Genomic DNA, 18,394 nt, shown 5'->3' with positions numbered 1-18,394 from the left:
TGCCCTCGATGGTAGGCCGCACGCTACTCACACGGTCAGACCCCGAACCAGAAGATCGAGAAGCGCGCACACGAACAGGGCGATCCCGATGAACCCGTTGACGCTGAAGAACGCCCTGTTGAGCCGGGACAGGTCATGCGGCCGGACGATCGAGTGCTCGTACAGGAACGCGCCCGCGACGATCAGCAGCCCGAACCAGAAGAAGGCACCGGCGCCGGTGGCCGCGCCGTACCAGGCCAGCAGGGCGGTCGTGATCGCGTGGCAGACGCGGGCGCCCCAGATCGACGCCGGGATGCCGAAGCGCGCCGGGACCGACATGACGCCGATCTCACGATCGGTCTCGATGTCCTGGCAGGCGTAGATCAGGTCGAAGCCGCCGATCCAGATGCCGACGGCGAGACCGAGGATCACCGCGTCCCAGGACCACTCGCCGGTGATCGCCAGCCAGCCGCCGACCGGGCCCATGGCCTGGGCGAGACCGAGGATGGCCTGCGGGAAGTTCGTGAACCGCTTGCCGTACGGATAGACCACCATCGGGATCACCGCGATGGGGGCCAGGGCCAGGCAGAGGGGGTTCAGGAGCGCGGCCGAGCCCAGGAAGACGACGACGGCGACGAGCGCGCCCGTCCACGCGTGCCTCACCGACATCGCGCCGGTGACCAGTTCGCGGTGCGCGGTGCGCGGGTTACGGGCGTCGATCTCGCGGTCGATGATCCGGTTGACCGCCATCGCGAACGTCCGCAGGCCCACCATGCAGATGGTGACCAGGAGCAGCCGCCCCCAGTGGATGTTCTTGTCCATCTCGAACATCGCGGTCAGCGCGGCGATGTAGGCGAAGGGCAGGGCGAAGACGGAGTGCTCGATCATCACGAGGCGTAGGAACGCCTTGGTGCGCCCCGGCTGCGGGATCGCGGCAGACGCGCTGCTCACAGTCCGTACTCCTTCCACCGGCGGTCGACCTTCGCCGCCGTCTCCGGGTCGGACAGGACCATCTCGGGCCAGCCGCCATCCCGCGTGTAGCCCTCCTCGGGCCACTTCCTCGTCGCGTCGATCCCCGCCTTGCCGCCCCAGAACTGCTGGTAGGAGGCATGGTCGAGATGGTCGACGGGTCCTTCCACGACCGAGAGATCGCGGGCGTAGTCCGTGTTGCCGAGGGCCCGCCACGCGACCTCGTGCAGATCGTGGACGTCGCAGTCGGCGTCGACGACCACGATCAGCTTGGTCAGGGACATCATGTGCGCACCCCAGACCGCGTGCATCACCTTCTGCGCGTGCTTCGGGTACTTCTTGTCGATGGAGACGATCGCGCAGTTGTGGAATCCGCCCGCTTCGGGCAGGTGGTAGTCCACGATGTCCGGCACGATGATCTTCAGCAGGGGGAGGAAGAAGCGCTCCGTGGCGCGCCCCAGCGGTCCGTCCTCCGTCGGAGGCCGCCCTACGACGATCGACTGAAGCAACGGCCGCTTCCGCATCGTGACGCAGTCGATGGTCAGCGCCGGGAAGGGTTCCTGCGGCGTGTAGAACCCGGTGTGGTCCCCGAACGGCCCCTCCGGCAGCATCTCGCCGGGCTCCAGCCACCCCTCGATGACGACCTCGGCCTGCGCCGGCACCTGCAACGGCACGGTCTTGCAGTCGACCATCTCGATCCGCTTGCCCGCGATGAACCCGGCGAAGAGGTACTCGTCGATGTCACCGGGAAGGGGCGCGGTGGAGGCGTAGGTCACGGCGGGCGGACACCCGAAGGCGATCGCGACCGGCAGCCGCTCGCCCCGCCGGGCCGCGACCTGATAGTGGTTCCGGCTGTCCTTGTGGATCTGCCAGTGCATGCCGATCGTGCGCTTGTCGTGGCGCTGGAGCCGGTACAGCCCGAGATTGCGGATCCCGCTCTCCGGGTCCTTCGTGTGCGTGAGCCCGAGGTTGAAGAAGGACCCGCCGTCCTGCGGCCAGGTGAAGAGGGCGGGCAGCATGTCGAGGTCGACGTCATCGCCCGTGAGCACCACCTCCTGCACCGGCGCTTCCTTGACCTTCTTCGGCGGTACGTGGGTCATCGAGCCGAGCTTCCCGAAGGCGTCCCGCACGCCCACGAACCCCTGCGGCAGTTCGGGCCGCAGCAGCCCGCCGATCTTCTCGGAGATGTCGCCGTACGACTTCAGCCCGAGCGCTTTCAGCAGCCGCCGGTCGGTCCCGAAGACGTTCATGGCGAGGGGCATGCTCGATCCGCGGACGCTCTCGAAGAGGAGCGCGGGCCCACCGGCCTTCTGCACCCGGTCGACGATCTCCCCGACCTCCAGACAGGGGTCCACCTCGGCCTTGATGCGCTTGAGGTCTCCCTCGCGCTCCAGTGCCCTGAGCAGGGAGCGAAGATCGTCGTAAGCCATGTGTCCCAGTATCGCCGAGCGCTCACTGTCTCCCGACGTCCGCCCCCTGTCTTCTGCCGGGGGTCCGGGGGTTGTCCCCCGGACTAGCACAGCGGTCACCCGCTAACCTGACCCCGTCACCGGGGCCGTCTCACCCATCAGGAGAATCTCGCCGCCATGCTCAGGTATCTGCCCTTCCTGCTGGTCCTGGCCCTGTGGATCTACGCCTTCGTGGACTGCCTGAACACGCCCGAGGAGGACGTGCGCGGCATGCCGAAGCTGGCGTGGGTGTTCGTGATCCTGCTCTTCGGCGAGGTGCTGGTGGGCCCGGTCGCGTGGCTGATCGCGGGCCGGGCGCGCCGCACCGGGGCCGGGGCGACGGCCGCGCCGGGCCAGTGGATCGCGCCGGACGACAACCCCGAGTTCCTGAAGTCCCTGAACAAGGACGACCTCAAGGACGACCCGAAGGCCGAGTAGCGGTGACGTGATACGTGCAGGTTGTACGCAGGTGAGCGGCCCGGTACGGACAATGCGCCTCTGGGCCCGGACCGGCAGGAACCGGACACTTACCTCGCATGACGACTGCTCCCGCCGAATCGACCGGCACCCTCGCCCCCGAATACGGTGACAAGGTCATCGCCGTAGAGACGGCCGGTGCCGAGCCCATCCCCGACGCCGAACGCCACGGCAGCCCGCTCCAGCTCCTCTGGACCTGGGCCTCCCCGAACATCGAGTTCGCGACCGTCTACATCGGCGTGATCTCGGTCCTCTTCTTCGGCCTGAGCTTCTGGCAGGCGACCGCGGCGATCGTCCTGGGCACGGGCCTCGGCGCGATCACGCAGGGCTTCCTCTCCCTCGACGGCCCGCGCTTCGGCGTCCCGCAGATGGTGATCGGCCGCTTCTCCTTCGGCTTCCGCGGCAACATCATCCCGTCGGCGGCCAACGGCCTTGTGGCGGGCGTCGGTTGGTTCGCGGTGAACAGCGTGAGCGCGGCGTTCGCGCTCAACACGCTCACAGGTCTACGACCCCTGCCCTCGCTGTTGCTCGTGGTGGTGGCGGAAATCCTCATCGGCTTCATCGGCCACAACTTCGTGCACACCTTCGAGAAGTACGCGTTCCCGGCGCTCGCGGTGATCTTCCTGCTGGCCGGTGTGTGGACCTTCAAGGACGCGCACCTCGGCGGGGGCGGCACGGGCGGCGGTGTGGGCGGCTTCCTGCTCGCCCTCAGCGCGGCGTGGGGCTACGCGGCGGGCTGGAACCCGTACGCCACGGACTACGCGCGCTATCTCCCCCGCACGGCGAACAAGTTCAAGACGATCCTGTACCCGGCGCTGGGCCTGTTCGTGTCGGTGACGTTCGTGGCGGTGATGGGCGCGGCCTCGGCAACGCTCCTGGCCCCCAAGGACGCGACCCCGACGGCGGCCTTCACCGGCCATCTCCCGTCCTGGCTCGCCAACTTGGTCCTGCTCGCGATCATCCTCGGCGCGATCTCGGCGAACGCCCTGAACGTCTACTCCGGCGCGATCTCCCTCACGGCGCTCGGCCTGAAACTCCCCGCGTGGCTGAACCGCAGCGTCCTGGTAGTGGTCTCAGGCGTGGCCGGTACGGCGGCGGCGTGGGCGTCCCTGTCCGACGCGGGCTCGGCGTACGAGGCGTTCCTGCTGGTGATCGCGTACTGGGTGGCGCCGTGGCTGGGGGTGGTCCTGGTGGAACGCTGGTTCCAGTCCCGGGCCACGACCACAACCGCGGAGCTGGCCCCCCGCCTCACCGACCCCACCTTCACCAACTGGCCAGGCCTGGCAGCCCTGTTGATCGGCATCGGGGTCTCGGTCCCGCTCTTCTCCAACCAGGAGGACTACGTCGGCTACGTCCCGAAGCACTGGCCGTCCTTCGGCGACAGCACGCCGATCGTGGGCTTCGTGCTGAGCGCGGTGCTGTACGTGGTGTTCACCCGCCTCGCCGGACGGACCTCGGCGCCCGCGGCCGCTCAGGCCGAGGTCTGACGGTTGTAGAGCACGACGGTACGGTCCCACTCCTCACGCAGGTTCTTCTCCGTGGCGGTCTCCAGAAGGCCGCCGACGGAGAAGATCTTCGCGTCGAAGGTGAACTCCAGCCGGAGGCGGGTACGGACGCCGTCGACGGCTTCGGCCCACAGGCTGCCTTCGTGACGGATCCTGTCGGCCAGGCTGCTCGGCGTGACCCTCCAGGTCCACAGCCGGTCGGCTTTCTCGAAGGTCCCGTCCTCGGTCTCACTCAAGCCAGGGCCGAACAACTGGGCCACGGGACCGGGCAGTTGCCCCCCTCGCTGAAACCAGGCCCGCCGCACGACCCGCTCCTCGCTCTCACGCCGCCCGGCCGTCTCGTAACTCCTGTACTTCAACTCGCCCTTGTACAGGTCCTCTTCACGCCTCGGATCGAGTAACCAGGCGAAGAACTCTTCGGGAGCACCGGCCACGTCATAGGTCAGACTGAACTTCATAAACGCAAAGTATCAGCCCGACCACCCACTGTAATCACCCTTCAACGTACGCCAGAACAACCGAAGTTGACGCCTGTCATTCGGCTTGCCGTTCGGCGGTTGCCGGTGGTTCCGCGATGCCGATGAAGTTCCCGGCCATGGGGCGAATGCGTACCGACCACCCGAGCGCCGCGAGGTCGTCCGTGAGGGTCCGGGCATCATGGAAGACCTTCACGATGCGGTACTGGCTGCCGTCGTCGAGTCGGCGCAGTGCCGAGGGGGTCGGTCGGTCCGTGAGGACTTCCTCGTATGCGGCTAGGTCAGGGCCGTCGTCGATGAAGACCGCTTTCCCGCCGGGCGCGAGTGCGGTGGCGACGGTGTTCCAGAAGTCGGGCAGCCGCCTCGGAGGGACATGGGAGAGCCAGAAGGCGAAGAAAACGGTGTCGTAGCGTCGTGGCGGCCGCCAGTCGAACAGGTCGGCCTGAACGAATTCCACGGTGGGGAACGCGGTGCGCGCACGAGCAAGTGCCAACACCTCGGCTGACGCGTCGACAGCCGTCACCGACTGGGCCCGTGCGGCGAGCCCCGGGGTCCACTGGCCCGTTCCGCAGGCCAACTCCAGCACGTCCCCGGCGATCGGGAGTTCATCGACGACCGCCAGCAACCTCCGCAGGCCTTCGTACTCCGCATAGGGACGGTCGTATTCGGCCGCGCCGGCCCTGTAGTAAGCCATCTGTTCCGCCAGGAGAGCGTCGTCGTCCATGCAGCTTCCCCACATCCCGGTTCCGTCAGAGCCACGCGCTCGGCTCGCCAACGTGGTCGCCATGGACAGCGTCGGCCTTCACCTTTGGGCAAGGTCAAGAGCCGTGAGGCGCACGAATTGGGCTGGCATCTGCTCCAGGCGCCGCGCGAAGGAGACGCCCCCGATGATCCCGGACGACGATCCATCCCGCCCTCTCAAGAAGCCGACCCCTTTCCTAACCAGTCAAATCCCCCAAAGCCAGTTAGATTTACCCCCGGCTTCCAGCAACCACCCACCCAACCGCCCAACCACCTGCCTGCCCGCCCACCCACTCACCGTTGGCCGCTGAGCCGAGGCGGCGTGCTGGCGAGACGCGAGCGCGTCCCTTCACACCGGCCGGCAACGCAGTTCAGGCATGGGCATAGGTACCTGGCCCCCCATTCCTCCGGGCCACTCGCTCGCTTCTCAAACGGGCTGGAGCGGCCCTAGTCAAGGGTGGCCCGCAGGGCCATCGCCGCAGGCGACGCGACCGCAGGGAGCGCCCTTTACTCGGGCCGCGGAAGCCCGACACTGGCCAAGAAGCGAGTGGTCAGGACAGCGCCAGAACGCAGAATTCGTGACCTTCCGGATCAGTCAGACACGTCCACGGAACATCCCCCTGCCCGAGATCCAGATCGCTCGCCCCAAGCCCCTTCACCCGCTCCACCTCCGCCGCCCTGTCGTCACCGGGAGACGGCATCAGATCAAGATGGACGCGATCAGGTACGGCCTTCACCCCAGGCACGCGCAGGAACTCCAGATACGGCCCGACACCCTCGGCGGAACGCAACGAGGCCTGGCCGTCGGACACTTCAAGAACAGCCCAGTCCAACGCCTCGCCCCAGAACCGCGCCATGGCCCAAGGATCCAAGCAGTCGACGACCACCGCAGCGATCGGCCCGGTGTCCCGATAGATCTCCCGGGGTTCCAGCACACAGAACTCGTTGCCCTCCGGATCACCGAGCACGGTCCACGGCACATCCCCCTGCCCCACATCGACGGGCGCCGCGCCGAGCGACCGTAGACGCGCGACCAACTCCGCCTGGTGGGCCGTAGACGTGGTGGCGAGATCGAGGTGCAGCCGGTTCTTCGTCGACGCCTTCACTTCCGGAACCGGCACGACATCGATACCGAGACCGACCGGCTCGGGCCAGACAAGGCCGCCACCCGGGCCGATGTACGTGGTCACACCAGGGCTGAAGACACTCCAGCCGAGCGCCTCCCCCCAGAACCGCCCCACCGCCAAACCGTCAACGGCCTTGATATTCACCTGAACGGGACGCAGCGCCATGCGGCCGATCTTATGCACCCCCACACAAAGCCCACCGGACCCACGGCCATCCGTATCCCCCGAGACGGACGGACGCGGGCCCGGCCACCACCAAGTCTGGACCGCCGGATGACCAGACCGGAAGAGGATTCCAGAAATCTGCTCTAGAAATTCACTCTAGAACCGAGTTCCCAATAGGCTGCCCCGCATGAGCCCCAAGCAACAACGCGGCGAGGTCACCGCAGACCTGCTCCTCGACGCCGCGCTGCGCCTGTTCGCGGAGCAGGGCGAGCAGGGCCTGACCGTGAACGCCGTGACCAAGGCCAGCGGTGTCAGCCTCGGCAGCCTGTACCACCACTTCGGCAGCCTGGACGGCCTGGTCGACGCCCTGACGGAGCGCTGGCTGAGCCGACTACTGGGTGAGTTGATCACCGCGCTCCAGGCGACCCGCACCGCCCGCACCGGCATCCGCGCGATCGTACGGACGCATCTCGCCTTCGTCCGCGAACACCGGGACGCCGCCCTGCTGTTGCACTCCGCCAGAACCGACCAGCGGAACATGATCCAGGCCAGAGAACTCCGCGACTCCCAGGAGGCCAGACTCTCGGTGTTCGCCACCTGGGTCCAATCCCACGTGGATTCGGGCGAGTTGGCCCCGCTGTCGCCACCCCTGCTGGAGTCCCTGGTCCTGGGCCCGCTGGTCGGCGTGGTCCGCCGCTGGCTCTCCGGCATCGACGACGTCGAACTCGACCTGGACGAGGCCGCCCGCGTCCTCCCGGACCGCATCTGGCGCTCGGTCGCCGCGAACCCGAACTGAAGCAACTCTGGACAATCCAGGGCGAATTTTGACACGGTCAGGTGCCATGCCCCTCACCGCGGACCTCGCCTTCTACGCCACCCAGAGCACGTACTCCACTCCCGGCACCCTCGCCCACCGCTACGCGGCCCTCCCCCGCGACCCGACCCAACTCGCCCGCATCACCCGCGACTTGCTCATCCACCGCCTCGAAGACGGCTTCTACGACCACACCCACCCCACCGACCGCCTCCACAACGACGCCGAGACCCGCTACATCGACGACATCCTGCGGATCATCACCGAACGCAACGCCACCCCACTCACCCTGCGCCGCGAACCCGGCGACCGGTTCGTCGGAGTGTGCCGGGACTTCTCACTCCTGCACTGCTCGTTCCTGCGGCACCTCGGCATCCCGGCCCGCATCCGCTCCGGCTTCGCCGACTACTTCAACGCGCCCGGCACCGACGCCTCCCAGCTCTTCCACGGCGACCACGTCGTCACCGAGTACTGGACCGACGACCGCGGCTGGCTCCTCGCCGACTCCCAGCTCACCGATCCGACCGTCACCGCCCACTGGAACGCGGACTTCGACCCCATGGACGTACCCCGCGACCGTTTCCTCGTCGCCGGCGAGGCCTGGCAGGCCATCCGCACGGGCGGCGCCGACCCGACGACCTTCGGACTGCACCGACCGGAGGAGGGCCCGTTCTGGGGCGAACGATTCGTCGCGGGCAACATCCGCCTCGACCTCGCCGCCCTGAACAAGGTGGAGACCCTGCTCTGGGACGTCTGGAGCGAGGACGAGGGCAAGCCCGGGGAACCGTTGCCGGAGTCCTCCCGCGCGTTCTACGACCGTGTCGCCCCGGCCGTCAGCGGCGAGGTCGCCTTCGACGCCGTACGGAAACTGTTCACCGAGGACGACACCCTGCGCACCCCACCCACCGTGACCTGCTACGCACCCTTCAACGGGCCCAGCCAAGTCACCCTCCGCCAGGGCGAGTTCTAGGCCACCGTCCGCAACCCACGCACCTGAGCCGCCCCCATCCCCCGCACCACCCGATGCGCGCACACCGCCGCCAGCAACTCCCCAGCAGATCCGGGTCGTCGATCTCCAGGCCGAGCAACGACTCGATGCGTTCCAGCCGCTGGTAGAGGGACTGGCGGCCGATGTGCAGCAGGGCCGCCGTCCGCGTCGGCGAGCAGCCGTGCCGCAGATGCACTTCGAGCGTCCGCACCAGGTCGCTCGGGTGCGCCGCCTCCCACGCGAGCAGCGGCCCCAGCGCGTGCTGCACCAGCCGCGCCAACCGGTCCCGGTTCGCGTCGACGCCGCCGCGCGTCAGCTCCCGTTCCAGGGCCAGCGCTCGCGCCGAGGTCACCAACGGGCCCTCGGGGACGGCGGGTTCGGCCGCCGGGACCGTCAGCGCCAGCTCCAGCGTCGTACGGGCCGCCCGCAACGTGTCGCTCCAGCGCAGCCACCCGCTCCCGGCCTCGACCGCGTGCCCGACCGCGACCGTCAGGCCGGGGTCGGCGGCCGTACGGAACGCCTCCTGGACCGCGCGGATGGGGTCGCCCGCGACGGACCCCGGAAGCGCGAGCAGGGCCAGGACGTCGCCCGGGAACGCCGCCCGCAGCACACTCGCCCCGCCCAGCAGCCGTACCGCCCGGTCCACCGCCGTCACCTCGCGCGCGCCGTGCACGGAGACCCCGATCAGGCGGGCGCCCGGTCCGGGGTGGAAGCCGGCGAGGGCGGACCTCGCCTCGACCTCGGGCTGGTTCAGCGCGGCGCGGTCCGCCAGGTCGGCCAGAAGGGCGGCCGTGTGGTCGTCGCCCCACGGTCGTACGACGGAACGGCCGGAGAGGCCCCGGGCCACGATCGCCCGGTTGGCCGCCTCGGTGATCCGCACGAAGGGGACGACCCGGTGGAGGGCGAGCAGGGGAAGGCCCAGGCGGCGGGCCTCGTCCGTGACCTCCTCCGGCATCGTCGGGAGCGAGCGGCCGATCTCCACCGCCAGGCCGGACGCGCCCCGGGCCGCGAGCTCGCGGACGTAGCGGCGCCGGATCTCCGCGTCCGTGTCGGTGAGGCCGAAGCCGTTGGTGAGGAGGAGCTCGCCGCCGTCGAGGAAGTTCGCGCCCTCGTAGACCTCGCTGGAGTGGACCCAGCGCACGGGGCGGTCGAGCGCGGCCTCGCCCGCCAGGAGCTGGGGCTCGGCGGCGCGGACCGGGTCGAGGGCCAGGACCTCACGGAGGGTGAGTGCGGGCACGGGCACCTCCAGGGGCGCTGACAGTTCGTCCGGGTACGGGTTGCGGGGAGAGTACTTTCCGCACGTTGCCCTCGTGTTTCGGCCACAGGAGAGTGGGACCCATGAACCGCATCGATCAGGCACAGGCACGGACCTGGCTGGCCACCGCCGTCGAGGAGGCCCGCGCCGGACTCGCCGAGGGCGGCATCCCGATCGGCGCCGCGCTCTACGGCGCCGACGGCACCCTGCTGGGCCGCGGCCACAACCGGCGCGTCCAGGACGACGACCCCTCGATGCACGCGGAGACGGCCGCGTTCAAGGCCGCGGGGCGGCAGCGGTCGTACCGAGGCACCACGATGGTGACGACCCTCTCCCCCTGCTGGTACTGCTCCGGGCTGGTGCGGCAGTTCGGGATCTCGCGGGTCGTCGTCGGCGAGGCGGCGACCTTCCACGGCGGGCACGACTGGCTCGCCGAGCACGGTGTGGAGATCGTCCTCCTCGACGACCCCGAGTGCGCCTCGCTGATGCGCGACTTCATCAAGAACAACCCGGCACTCTGGAACGAGGACATCGGCAGTGGTGTGGAACGAGGACATCGTTGACTGCTCCCCTCTCCGGAGGGAGGGGATTCCTGGCTCAGGCAGCCTCCTGGAGCGGCGCTCCACGAGGTCTTGCGCCCTCGACACCAGCCGGGGCCAGACCAGCCCGGACGAGCATCACGCACGCGGAATTCTTGTCCCTGGAGGACACGAGCCCGCACGCGGTGCAGGTGTAGGTGCGTTCCGACAACGGCAGCGCGTGCTTGGCTCTCGCTCCGCACCTTCCGCAGTCCATGGTGCTGTACGCGGGGTGCACCAGTCGTACGTCCCGCCCGTGTTTGCGCCCCATCTCCAGCAGGGCCTTCTTCGTGGCGCCAATCGCAGCATCTGCTGCCTTCCGCGCCATCGAACTCTTGGCGAGGAACTTCGCTTTGAAGTCCTCCACCGCGATCACGTCATGATCGCGGACGACTTTCTTGGCCCATTTGCGACCAGTGTCCTGCCGCCGTCGAGCGATCTTCTGGTGTGCCTTCGCATGCAGCTTCCTGGCCTCGCGGTAACCCTTGGAAACCGCGTGTCCCTTCGGCCGTCTACGGCGGGACATCATCCGGTCGTACTTGGTCAATTCCGTCTTGGCTTTCCAGCCGTGTTCAGCATGAGGGAGATCATGCGCGTCACTGGTGGTGGTCGCAGTGTCCTTCACTCCCCAGTCGACACCGATCACAGCGCCGGTAACAGGAAGCGACTGGACCTCCGCGGGCACTACGAACGATGCGTACCAGTGGCCGATGCTGTCGCGATACACACGCACACTGCTGGGGTTGGAGGGCAGCGCGCGCGACCACACCACCGTCAACTCGACCCCGCCTGCGACATGCAGCCGACCGCCCTCAAGCCGAAACCCGCGCCGGGTGTAGTTCAGCGTCGGCAACGCCTCACGCTTTCTTTTGTGCTTTGGCATTCCGGCACGCTGCCTGACGGGCAACCGGTCCTTGATGTCCTTGAGCGCCTTCGCTCGAGATTTGCCGAAGTCACGAATGATCTGCTGCTGCGCCACCGAAGAGCCCTCGGCCAGCCACCGAGTGGATGCTCGGGCCTCGGTCAGCATCTTGTCCAGACTCGCCGGTCCGCACTTCTCATACTCGGCGTAGGCCTTCTTGGATCGGGCCACGCACTCGTTCCAGATCCACCGGCACCGATCCCACTCCGCCAACAACGCGGCCTGAGCGGTCGTCGACACACGCAGGCGGTAGGTGTGCCGGGCGTGTCCGGCCCCCAACCCCCCGCTTGGTGTCGTCATGACACCATTTTACCACTACTCTCTGCACTATGGATCACGAAGCACGCATCACCCTCAGACTGCCCGCCGACCTCCACACGTGGTTGGTCACCGAGGCAAAGGCCGCCCGCAGATCCCTCAACTCCGAAATCGTGTACCGCCTGGAGAGCGAGCGCGCCGCCACCAAGGCAGACGGCACATCGCCCTGAGGCCGAATCACCCTTCCCCGCCCTGCTCGGCAGGCACTCGCTCCCCCGGCCTGAAGACCGGGACGCTTCCGGAGGTTCTCGGTGACTACTCCAACCCCGCGTATTCCGACCATCGACCTGCGGCCCTGGCTGACCGGGGATGAGCAGACCCGGAAAGACATCGCCCGTACCGTCGACGACGCCCTCCAGACCGCCGGGTTCCTGCTCGTCACCGGGCACGGGGTGGAGCCGGGTCTGCGGTCCCGGATCAGGGAGGCCTCGCGTGCCTTCTTCGCTCTCCCCGTCGATGTCAAAGAGGCCTACTCCGCCAAGGTCGGCGGGCGCGGCTGGCTCGGGCCCGGGGCCGAGGCCAACGGGTACTCGGAGGGGACCGAGACCCCGCCCGACCTGAAGGAGTCGCTGACCTTCGCCACGCACCGGCCCTTCGAGGACCCGGTGATCAACACCGAGTGGTACGCGCCCAATGTGTGGCCGACGGAGATCCCGGAGCTGCGGGCGCTCTGCGAGGAGTACCTCGACCGGATGGGCGAGTTGGAGAAGCAACTGCTGTCGCTGCTCGGGGTCGCGCTCGGGCTCGAACCCGACTTCTTCTCCCGGCACATGGACCATCCGACGTACGGCTTCAACATCAACTGGTACCCGGGTGTCGAGGTCGTCGGGGAGCCGGAGCCGGGGCAGTTCCGCATCGGGCCGCACACCGACTTCGGGACCGTGACGATCCTCGACCGGCAGGCCGGGAAGGGGGGACTTCAGGTCTTCACCGACGAGGGGGGATGGGAGGACGCGCCGTTCGACGCGGAGGCGTTCACCATCAACATCGGTGATCTGATGGCCCGTTGGACCGGGGACCGGTGGCGGTCCGGGCGGCACCGCGTACTGCCGCCGCCCGCCGACGCGCCCGCCGAGGAGCTGATGTCGCTCGTCTACTTCGGCGAGTGCACCCCGGGCACGCTCGTGGAGTCCGTGCCCGCGCCGGTCGGACGGGTGGCCTACGACGCCGTCGACTCGCATGTCTATCTGCGGGAGAAGCTGGACTCGATCACCGTCGACTGAACCCGGATCACAGGACCGTACCGTTCCGACATTTTCGTAACACAACGGACACCACGCGCCCTGGTACGAAACAACTCCCCCTATTTACCCTGGTGTTGATAGACAGGTTCCGGTGCCAGGCGACCGCTCAGGGGGAGATGCGGTGGGAAGAGGGCTGCATGGACGCGGGGCGCTGTTCGAGGCACAGCCGCCCGGTCTCGCCTCGCGCCTGATCGGCCTGCGGCCGTACGAGCTGCTCACCTCGCCGTACGAACACCCGGAACCGCCCTTCGTGGTGCTCGCGGGCGCGCGCGGGCTCGGCAAGAGCATGGCGCTGGCCGAGCTGCGGAGCGCGTACCGCGGGCACACGCCGGTCGCGCTGATCGACTGCGAGGCCGACCGGCTGACCCGGCTGCCGGACGGGCGGCCCGCCGCCACCTGGTCGCCGGTGTGGCAGGCGCTGGCGACCGTCGCGGAGCAGCTGCGCGAACCCGTGGTGCACGGCGCCGGGAGCATCGACTTCCCGCGCCTGGAGGCCGGACTCCTCGCCGTCTGCGCCACCGGCTGGGGCACGCGGGACGAGGACAGCGCCCGCGAGGAGGCCCGCCGCATCCTGCTGCTGAGCGACCCGGCGCGGCGCTGGGCGGTGATCGCGCAGGGCTGGGCCGGCAAGGTCGCCTCCCGGCTGATCGCCAATCTGTCGGGTACGGGGCCGGTCGGCCAGGCCGTCATCGAGGCCACCCTGGACACCCTCTTCGACCTGGTGTGGACGCCGAACGGGCTGCTGAAGGCGGGCGCGGACTGGTACAGCGCCTACCCGGGCGCGAGCGGTGACGCCAAGCGCGGGCTGATCGAGATCGCCCGCGACTTCCGCGCCGACGGCACCTCCCGCGCCGACGCCGAACGCTGGCTGCTGCGCGCCCTGTTGGCCGACCTGAGCGACACCTACCGGCGCCGGTGGGAGCGGATGCGGCGGGTGGGGCGGCCTGTCGTGCTCGTCGACAACGTGCAGTCGGGTCCCGGTCCCGGGCTGATGAAGGCCGTCCTGAGAGAGCGCGCCGACGGCACCGGTGACCAGGTGGTCTTCTTCGCCGGTCTGCGCGGCCGCCGTCACCCCGAACTGCCGGACGCCGTACGGCATCCGCTGCCGGAGGTGGCACGCGGGAGCGGCTGGGTGCCGGGGGCCTCGCCCTCGTCCCGGGCCCTGGTGGTGACCTTGCCCGCGCTGACGCCCGAGGAGGCCCGGCGCGTCATCGCCGACGTGTGCGCCACCGACGCCGACGGCTCTACGCGTGTCGAGGTGCCGCCCCAACTGCCGTACGCCATCCACCGGTTGACGGCCGGCAGTCCGCTGGGGGCGGCGGTGCTCGGGCAGGCCGTACGGCAGAACCGGCCCGCGGGAGCCGTCAGTCCGGGCGAGCTGCTGACCGCCGGGCTGAAGCCGGACGGGGACGCGGAGCACGAACGGCGGCCCGTGTACCGGGAGTTGCTCGACCGGCTGGTGCCTCCGGGGCTCGCGGAGGAACTGGCCGTGCTCGCCACCGCGCACGACGGCGACTCGGCACGCGCCCTGGCCGAGGCCCGGCTCGGGGACAGTTTCGGGGCGGCCGGGGTGAACCGCCTGCGCACCCAGCTCACCGCCGAGGGACTCCCCCCGGCCGAGGGCTACTTCGTCGGCGACCCCTTCCTGCGCACCCTGCTCCTCCTCCGCCTCCACCTCGACGACGCCGACCACGGCCGCTGGCGCGCCGTCCACCGCTCCCTGCTCTCGCACTACGACGGCCTGCCCGGCAACCCGGACACCCCGGCCCGCGCCCGCTACCGCCTGCACCACGAACTCGCCCTGGGCGACACGGCGGACGCGGTCGCCTACCTGCGCACCACCTTCCGCACGATCACGCCGTACGCCTGGCTGGAGACGCTGCTGTTCGTCACCGCCGCGCCCTACTACCACGCGCACGATCCGCACGGCCGGGACATCGGCGCCCCCGGCGACCACCGCAAGGCCGTCGCACTCGCCCGCACGGACGCCGCGGAGGACCCACCGCCCGGCGTGGACCCGGCCCTGCATCTGACGGTACGGCGGCTGCTGCACGCGGTCTGGCAGGTGACGGATCCGCTGGTGCTGCCGGACGAGGAGGTCGCGGGGCGGATGCACTTCGACCTGGAGCAGCTGTCGAACATCTGGCCCGCGGGCAGTGAACCGCTCTGGCGGGCCGCCCAGCAGTGGCCCGAACAGGCCCTGGCCGGGCGCCCGTTGAGGGTTCCGGCCGGCGACGACCGAGACGGGGGCGGGCGATGAGAGCGTGGCCGCACGAACTTCTCCAGCGGATCCGGACGATCCCGATCTACCGCTACACGGCCCTCGTGGTCGCCGCCGCGCTGGTCTTCGGGCTGGTCCAGCTGACCCGCACCCTGCTGCACGACGACCGTTCCTGCGCGGCCGGGGTCGCCCGGCCCGAGGACAGCAGCGAGTGCGTGGGGGTGTCGACCTCGTCCTTCGACTTCGGGCAGCGTCAATTCGCCGACACCATCAGGGCGGTGGCCCGCGAGAACCGCTCGCTGAAGGCGGGCACGTACGTCACCGTCGCGCTCTTCGAACCGTTCACCGCGACCGACGCCGACACCGTGAACGACGTGCGGCACGAGCTGCAGGGCTCCTACCTCGCCCAGTACCAGGCCAACCACGACGACAACGGCGAGACCCCGTACATCCGGCTCGTGCTCGCCAACCCCGGTGCCACGGGCGCCTATTGGGAGCGGACGGTCGACCGGATAGTGACGATGACGACCTCGTCCGACCGGCTCCGCGCGGTCACCGGGATAGGGACCAGCACCGACAACAACAAGAAGGCAGTGGCGGAACTGACCCGGCTCGGCGTCCCGGTGATCGGCACCTCCATCACCGCCGACGACCTCGCCAACGGCCGGCAGGGCAAGGACCCTTACCCCGGCCTCGCCCGCGTCTCCCCCACCAACACCGACGAGGCCCGCGCCCTCGCCGCCTACGCCAAGGTGACGGCCGACCGGGCCCTGCTGGTCTACGACAAGCCCGGCGACCCGTACACCAAGACGCTCCAACAGGCCTTCGCCACCCTGCTCAAGGGCTCGCCGTACGGCTCCTGGCCGTTCACCCCGCCCGCCGACCGGAGCCAGGAAGGCAGCACGCCCAACACCTTCCGGCAGATCACCGACCTCATCTGCGACACGGACGCCAAGCTGAACACCGTGTTCTTCGCCGGACGGCACACCCAACTCCGCCAGTTCATCAACGCGTTGGGCCGCCGAGGCTGCCAGTCCCGCACCTTCACCGTGCTCACCGGCGACGAGGGCTCGTACCTCACCGGCGACAGGAAGCTCGACCGCACCGCCCTCCAGCACGGCGTCTCCGTCCGCTACACCGCCCTCGCCCACCCCGCCGCCTGGACCAACAAGCCCCCGGCGACCGGCGGTTCGGCCCAGGACACCCAGGACCTCGACAAACTCCTGGCCACCGCGAAGACCTCCCCCGCCGGCCCGATCGGCCCGGTCTCCCTCGACGACGGCCAGGCGATCATCGCCTACGACGCGATGCGCCTCGCCGTCCACGGCATCCGCGAGGCCACCCCCGACCAGCAGAAGATCCCGCCGCTGGCCGACGTCGGCCTCCAATGGCCCCAGGTGAAGGGCTCGTTGAGGGTGAACGGCGCGAGCGGCTGGATCTGCCTGGACGTCCACGGCAACCCGTACGACAAGGCCGTACCGATAGTGGAACTCACCCCGCAGGGCGGCTCCCGCTTCGTGAAGATCGCCTGGCCGGAGGACAGGCCACCCGCGAAGGACTGCCTGCCTCCGGCCTGAACGCCCTTGTCCGCTAAGGCCGTTCGCCCGCCTTGTCGACGATCGCCCGGCGCAGGACGGCGGTGTCGGCGGTGACCGTGCCCTTCTTCACGCCGGCGTTGTCCTTGGTGGCCACCTCGCGCTCGCCCAGGAACTCGTAGGTCTTCGCATCGAAGATCCACTCGTCCCGGAGCGGGTTGTAGGGATCGTTCCGGGCGATGGCGACACCGGGGCGCCCGGTGGCGTCCTTCACCCCCTCGACCGTCGTCACTCCGGGAATCCTGGCCACCGCCCGGAACAGCGCCGCGCTCTGCTTCGGCGGCACGATGGAATCGCGGAGGAGATCGCCGACCAGCACGAACATGGCCTGGTTCTTGTCGTCACCGCCGTACTTCGGGGCGGTGGTGGCCAGGTAGTCGTACATCGCGTCGGCGTCGGTCGGCAGCGTCCTCACGTGGTTGTAGAAGGACGAGACGTCCCAGCCGGCCTTGCCCGGTTTCACGTCGACCGGGACGGAGTGCGCCCCCATGCCCGCCTGCCGCACCAGCCCGACGTGCAGACCGTCCACCGACATCCACACCTCCTGCCGGTGCGGTGGATCGATCCGGGTCTTCGTCCCCTCCCCGGAGTTCGCGTACGACACCTTGCTGTCCACGTACACGAACTGGTCGTCGCGGACCGGGCCGTAGGACTTCTCGTGCTCGGCCGCCAGCGCGATGTCCTCCAGGAGCGCGACCGTCGACTTCCGGGGCGGCTTCGCGGGCGCCGGCGAGGAGCCGGACGAAGGCAGCACCACGAAGGTCACGGCCGCGGCGGTGGCGACGGCGGTCGCGGCGAGCGCGGGCCGCAGCCACTTGTTCCGCCGGGGAGCGGGCGCGCCCTCCTGGACGGCTGCGGTCTCGTGCCGGATCTCGGTCATCAGATGCTCCTTGAGGAGTCGGTGACGGCCCGGCGGAAGGTCTCTCTCGGGAAGGTCCGGGAGCTGGTTCATCGCTTTTCCTCCCTCAGGGGCCCGACCGCACTGCCGCGGTCACCTTTCATCTGTCCGCCCCCTGGGGGGAGTTCCGTACTTCTGAGATGTTTCGCGAGCTTTGCGCGCGCCCGCGAGAGGCGCGACCGTACGGTCCCCACGGGCACCCCGAGCGCCTCGGCCGCGGCCTGGTAGTCGAGCCCGGACCACACGCACAGGGCGAGCACCTCGCGCTCGGCACGCCGCAAGGTGGCCGACGCGGCGCGTACGAGGGCGAGTTCGGCGGTGTCGTCGAGGCGGGCGGCGACCTCGTCGGCGAAGTCGCGCTCGACCTCGTCACGGGGCAGCCGGGACACGGCGGCCGCGTGTCTTCGGGCGGCGCGGCGGGTGTTGCGCGTGACGTTGGTGGCGATGCCCAGCAGCCAGGGCCGCAGCGAACCGCCCTCCTCGTCGACCTTGCCGCGCAGGCGCCAGGCGTCCAGGAAGGTCAGCGACACGATGTCCTCGGCCTGCGCCCAGTCCCCCGTGAGCCGGAAGGCGTGGTTGTAGACGGAGCGTGCGTACGCGTCGAAGAGCTCGCCGAAGGCGTCGTGGTCCCCCGCGCGGATGCGTTTCCTCAACCCCAGATTCGTATCCACACC

18 protein-coding genes are annotated in these 18,394 nt (G+C 69.5%); 9 read left to right on the top strand and 9 right to left on the bottom strand.

Going from position 1 to position 18,394, the window contains the following annotated elements; translation table 11 throughout:
• Window positions 1-27: 27 nt before the first annotated feature.
• Window positions 28-930, bottom strand: coding sequence for a menaquinone biosynthesis prenyltransferase MqnP (gene mqnP, locus R2B38_RS23935; RefSeq protein ID WP_318018089.1), 903 nt, complete (start codon window positions 928-930; stop codon window positions 28-30).
• A complete protein-coding gene (locus R2B38_RS23930) occupies window positions 927-2,378 on the bottom strand; it encodes a menaquinone biosynthesis decarboxylase (RefSeq protein WP_318018088.1) in 1,452 nt (483 codons plus the stop codon). Before R2B38_RS23930 ends, mqnP begins: the two co-directional genes overlap by 4 nt.
• A 156-nt stretch (window positions 2,379-2,534) precedes the next feature.
• Between R2B38_RS23930 and R2B38_RS23925 the strand changes: the two genes are divergently transcribed.
• Window positions 2,535-2,834, top strand: a complete 300-nt coding sequence (locus tag R2B38_RS23925) for a PLD nuclease N-terminal domain-containing protein (protein WP_318018087.1) — start codon at window positions 2,535-2,537, stop codon at window positions 2,832-2,834.
• Between the two features lie 98 nt (window positions 2,835-2,932).
• Entirely contained in the window at window positions 2,933-4,360 is a 1,428-nt protein-coding gene (locus R2B38_RS23920; protein ID WP_318018086.1) for a purine-cytosine permease family protein, read from the top strand.
• Here the strand turns inward: R2B38_RS23920 and R2B38_RS23915 are convergent.
• From R2B38_RS23915 to R2B38_RS23905, 3 genes are all read right to left on the bottom strand, one after another.
• Entirely contained in the window at window positions 4,345-4,836 is a 492-nt protein-coding gene (locus tag R2B38_RS23915; RefSeq protein WP_318018085.1) for a DUF2505 family protein, read from the bottom strand. The genes R2B38_RS23920 and R2B38_RS23915 overlap by 16 nt on opposite strands.
• Window positions 4,837-4,912: 76 nt before the next feature.
• Window positions 4,913-5,578, bottom strand: coding sequence for a class I SAM-dependent methyltransferase (locus tag R2B38_RS23910; RefSeq protein WP_318018084.1), 666 nt, complete (start codon window positions 5,576-5,578; stop codon window positions 4,913-4,915).
• A 568-nt stretch (window positions 5,579-6,146) separates the two neighbouring features.
• Window positions 6,147-6,887 carry a VOC family protein gene (locus R2B38_RS23905; RefSeq protein WP_318018083.1) on the bottom strand — a complete coding sequence of 247 codons (741 nt, stop codon included), beginning with the start codon at window positions 6,885-6,887 and terminating at the stop codon, window positions 6,147-6,149.
• A gap of 187 nt (window positions 6,888-7,074) precedes the next feature.
• Here R2B38_RS23905 and R2B38_RS23900 point away from each other — a divergent pair, with 187 nt between their 5' ends.
• A complete protein-coding gene (locus R2B38_RS23900; RefSeq protein ID WP_318018082.1) occupies window positions 7,075-7,683 on the top strand; it encodes a TetR/AcrR family transcriptional regulator in 609 nt (202 codons plus the stop codon).
• Between the two features lie 46 nt (window positions 7,684-7,729).
• Window positions 7,730-8,671: a transglutaminase-like domain-containing protein gene (locus R2B38_RS23895; RefSeq protein ID WP_318018081.1), complete on the top strand. Its 942-nt coding sequence runs from the start codon at window positions 7,730-7,732 to the stop codon at window positions 8,669-8,671.
• Here the strand turns inward: R2B38_RS23895 and R2B38_RS23890 are convergent.
• Window positions 8,646-9,926, bottom strand: coding sequence for a PucR family transcriptional regulator (locus tag R2B38_RS23890; RefSeq protein WP_318018080.1), 1,281 nt, complete (start codon window positions 9,924-9,926; stop codon window positions 8,646-8,648). The genes R2B38_RS23895 and R2B38_RS23890 overlap by 26 nt on opposite strands.
• A 101-nt stretch (window positions 9,927-10,027) precedes the next feature.
• Here R2B38_RS23890 and R2B38_RS23885 point away from each other — a divergent pair, with 101 nt between their 5' ends.
• A complete protein-coding gene (locus tag R2B38_RS23885) occupies window positions 10,028-10,507 on the top strand; it encodes a nucleoside deaminase (protein ID WP_318018079.1) in 480 nt (159 codons plus the stop codon).
• A gap of 34 nt (window positions 10,508-10,541) precedes the next feature.
• Here R2B38_RS23885 and R2B38_RS23880 read toward each other — a convergent pair whose 3' ends face one another.
• Window positions 10,542-11,744 (bottom strand): transposase, encoded by a 1,203-nt coding sequence (locus R2B38_RS23880; protein WP_318018078.1) that lies wholly within the window; start codon window positions 11,742-11,744, stop codon window positions 10,542-10,544.
• 29 nt (window positions 11,745-11,773) lie between these two features.
• On the opposite strand from R2B38_RS23880, the gene R2B38_RS23875 reads away from it, so the two are divergent.
• From R2B38_RS23875 to R2B38_RS23860, 4 genes are all read left to right on the top strand, one after another.
• Entirely contained in the window at window positions 11,774-11,932 is a 159-nt protein-coding gene (locus tag R2B38_RS23875; RefSeq protein ID WP_318018077.1) for an Arc family DNA-binding protein, read from the top strand.
• 81 nt (window positions 11,933-12,013) lie between these two features.
• On the top strand, window positions 12,014-12,985 hold the full coding sequence (locus R2B38_RS23870) for an isopenicillin N synthase family dioxygenase (protein WP_318018076.1): 972 nt from the start codon (window positions 12,014-12,016) through the stop codon (window positions 12,983-12,985).
• A 142-nt stretch (window positions 12,986-13,127) separates the two neighbouring features.
• A complete protein-coding gene (locus R2B38_RS23865; RefSeq protein WP_318018075.1) occupies window positions 13,128-15,266 on the top strand; it encodes a hypothetical protein in 2,139 nt (712 codons plus the stop codon).
• Window positions 15,263-16,804, top strand: coding sequence for a hypothetical protein (locus tag R2B38_RS23860; protein WP_318018074.1), 1,542 nt, complete (start codon window positions 15,263-15,265; stop codon window positions 16,802-16,804). The genes R2B38_RS23865 and R2B38_RS23860 overlap by 4 nt, the downstream gene beginning before the upstream one ends.
• 13 nt (window positions 16,805-16,817) lie before the next feature.
• On the opposite strand, the gene R2B38_RS23855 is transcribed toward R2B38_RS23860, so the two are convergent.
• Together R2B38_RS23855 and R2B38_RS23850 are read right to left on the bottom strand one after the other, a co-directional pair.
• Entirely contained in the window at window positions 16,818-17,774 is a 957-nt protein-coding gene (locus R2B38_RS23855) for a CU044_5270 family protein (protein ID WP_318018073.1), read from the bottom strand.
• Window positions 17,771-18,391, bottom strand: a complete 621-nt coding sequence (locus R2B38_RS23850) for an RNA polymerase sigma factor (RefSeq protein WP_411978488.1) — start codon at window positions 18,389-18,391, stop codon at window positions 17,771-17,773. Before R2B38_RS23850 ends, R2B38_RS23855 begins: the two co-directional genes overlap by 4 nt.
• Between the last annotated feature and the right edge of the window lie 3 nt (window positions 18,392-18,394).

It is taken from the genome of Streptomyces sp. N50 (assembly GCF_033335955.1).
In the GTDB taxonomy this organism is placed as follows: domain Bacteria; phylum Actinomycetota; class Actinomycetes; order Streptomycetales; family Streptomycetaceae; genus Streptomyces.
The sequence above is the reverse complement of the archived record's forward strand: the minus strand, read 5'-3'. Positions and strand labels throughout refer to the sequence as shown.

Coding starts and splice junctions, on each gene's coding strand:
- R2B38_RS23930 (WP_318018088.1), bottom strand. CDS start 2,378: ATGGCTTACGACGATCTTCGCTCCCTGCTCAGGGCACTGGAGCGCGAG.
- R2B38_RS23925 (WP_318018087.1), top strand. CDS start 2,535: ATGCTCAGGTATCTGCCCTTCCTGCTGGTCCTGGCCCTGTGGATCTAC.
- R2B38_RS23920 (WP_318018086.1), top strand. CDS start 2,933: ATGACGACTGCTCCCGCCGAATCGACCGGCACCCTCGCCCCCGAATAC.
- R2B38_RS23915 (WP_318018085.1), bottom strand. CDS start 4,836: ATGAAGTTCAGTCTGACCTATGACGTGGCCGGTGCTCCCGAAGAGTTC.
- R2B38_RS23910 (WP_318018084.1), bottom strand. CDS start 5,578: ATGGACGACGACGCTCTCCTGGCGGAACAGATGGCTTACTACAGGGCC.
- R2B38_RS23905 (WP_318018083.1), bottom strand. CDS start 6,887: ATGGCGCTGCGTCCCGTTCAGGTGAATATCAAGGCCGTTGACGGTTTG.
- R2B38_RS23900 (WP_318018082.1), top strand. CDS start 7,075: ATGAGCCCCAAGCAACAACGCGGCGAGGTCACCGCAGACCTGCTCCTC.
- R2B38_RS23895 (WP_318018081.1), top strand. CDS start 7,730: ATGCCCCTCACCGCGGACCTCGCCTTCTACGCCACCCAGAGCACGTAC.
- R2B38_RS23885 (WP_318018079.1), top strand. CDS start 10,028: ATGAACCGCATCGATCAGGCACAGGCACGGACCTGGCTGGCCACCGCC.
- R2B38_RS23880 (WP_318018078.1), bottom strand. CDS start 11,744: ATGACGACACCAAGCGGGGGGTTGGGGGCCGGACACGCCCGGCACACC.
- R2B38_RS23875 (WP_318018077.1), top strand. CDS start 11,774: ATGGATCACGAAGCACGCATCACCCTCAGACTGCCCGCCGACCTCCAC.
- R2B38_RS23860 (WP_318018074.1), top strand. CDS start 15,263: ATGAGAGCGTGGCCGCACGAACTTCTCCAGCGGATCCGGACGATCCCG.
- R2B38_RS23855 (WP_318018073.1), bottom strand. CDS start 17,774: ATGAACCAGCTCCCGGACCTTCCCGAGAGAGACCTTCCGCCGGGCCGT.